Origin of the sequence: Streptomyces sp. NPDC101194 (assembly GCF_044767885.1) — a bacterium.
In the GTDB taxonomy this organism is placed as follows: Bacteria; Actinomycetota; Actinomycetes; order Streptomycetales; family Streptomycetaceae; genus Streptomyces.
Genome location: NZ_JBIWOS010000004.1, coordinates 634,310 through 636,009 on the forward strand (window position 1 = coordinate 634,310; position 1,700 = coordinate 636,009).

Genomic DNA, 1,700 nt, shown 5'->3' on the forward strand with positions numbered 1-1,700 from the left:
GGCCCGGGGGGGGGGGGGGGGGGGGGGGGGGGGGGGGGGGGGGGCCCCCGCGGGGGGGGGGGGGGGGGGCCCCCCGGGGGGGGCCCCCCCCCCGCCCCGTCCTGCCCTGCCGCTCCCCGGAATCGGGGCCCGTCCCCCGGGCCTCGCGTGTCCTCGTATGCCGGGCCGATCCATCCGGACGAGAGACCCTAGTCGGAGCCCGTCGTCCAGGTGCCCAGAGAGATCTCGGCGGTGATGCCGGGGCCGAAGCCGGCCATCAGTCCGCGGTGGCCGTCGAGGGCCGAAGCCTCCTCGAACATCCGGCCGAGGGCGTCGAGCACCACCGCGCTGGCTATGTTGCCGTACTCGGTGAGCGTGGCCCGGCTGAAGCGGAACGCTTCCGGCGGCACATCGAGGAAGCGGCTCAGATCGTCCAGGATGCGCGGGCCGCCCGCGTGGATGATGTAGAAGTCCAGCTTGCCGGCGTTCCACTGGTGTTCCTCCGCCACGGCGTTCAGCGCCGGAGCGAGGGGCTCCATGGTTCCGGGCACCCGCTTGTCGAGCTGGAAGTGGAACCCGGTGGACCGGACCGCGTAGGAGATCCAGTCTTCGGTGTCCGGGATGATGAACGAGCCGTTGCGTTCCAGACGCACCCCCGTGCCTCCGTGGCCCCGCAGAACGACGGCGGCTATGCCGTCGCCGAACAGGCCGTTGGACAGCAGGGATCCGACACCCAGGTCGGTGGGCTGGTAGCACAGCGAGCAGAACTCGCAGGCGACGACCAGCACATTGGCGTCCGGGTAGGCCCTGCAGAAGTCGTGGGCCCGGTTGACGGCCGCACCGCCCGCGGCGCAGCCGAGTTGGGCGATCGGCAGCTGGCGCGTCTGGGGCCGGAAGCCCATCTCTCCGATGAGCCACGATGTCGGCGGCGGCATCATGAAGCCGGTGCAGGAGACGTACACGATCAAGTCGATCTGTTGCGGCTCCAGTTCGGCCTGGTCGAGCGCCTGGCGCACGACTGCGGGCACCCGGGCCTTGGTGTGCTCCTCGTAGGTGATGCTGCGGGCGTCGAAGCCCGGATGCTGCAGCACCTTCTCGATCGGCTGGATCAGGTGCCGTTTCTGCACCCCGGTGTGTTCGATGAGCCGAAGTACCAGGTCGATCTGCGGATGGTCGCCGTGCAACCGTCGTGCCAGCTCAAGGGTTTCCTCGTTGGTGATGACGTACTCGGGAACCGCGATGGCCGGCTTGCAGAGAACCGCCATGGAACTCCTCCTAGCGGACTTGGTCCACGCCGCCGGGCCCGGGACGGTCACGGGGGCGTCCGCCGACGCGGGAACGGCCACCACGGCCCCGTACGCGCGGCGCGGGACAGGGCCTCGGTGGATTCCTGCGCCGGGTTCGGTACCCCTGGAACGGGCGCGGACGGGCCGACCGTCGAAGACTGAGTTCTAGCCGTTCGTGGGCGGACGTTCTGATCGGTCATTGATCGGACGTTCGATCCGCCACGGCTGGGTGGCCGTCGGAATCACGTTACGGCAGGCCGGTCGGGGCCGCATGTCGAGCCGGGGCGGGCAGGGGCCGAAGCGCGGCAGGGGGGCCCCCCCCCCCCGCCCGGGGCGGGGGGGCCGGGGCCCCCCCCCCCCCCCGCCCGGGGGGGGCGGGCCCCCCCGGGGGCGGCGGGGCGGGGGGGGGCCGGCCCCCCCCCGACCCACCACACA

At 72.7% G+C, this 1,700-nt stretch carries 1 protein-coding gene; it reads right to left on the bottom strand.

Annotated features, from left to right (window positions below):
• Window positions 1–188: 188 nt before the first annotated feature.
• Window positions 189–1,244 carry a type III polyketide synthase gene (locus ACIRP2_RS19490; protein ID WP_404251782.1) on the bottom strand — a complete coding sequence of 352 codons (1,056 nt, stop codon included), beginning with the start codon at window positions 1,242–1,244 and terminating at the stop codon, window positions 189–191.
• Between the last annotated feature and the right edge of the window lie 456 nt (window positions 1,245–1,700).

What these genes read in the sequence shown, in the direction of transcription:
- ACIRP2_RS19490 (WP_404251782.1), bottom strand. Translation starts at nt 1,244, where the DNA reads ATGGCGGTTCTCTGCAAGCCGGCCATCGCGGTTCCCGAGTACGTCATC.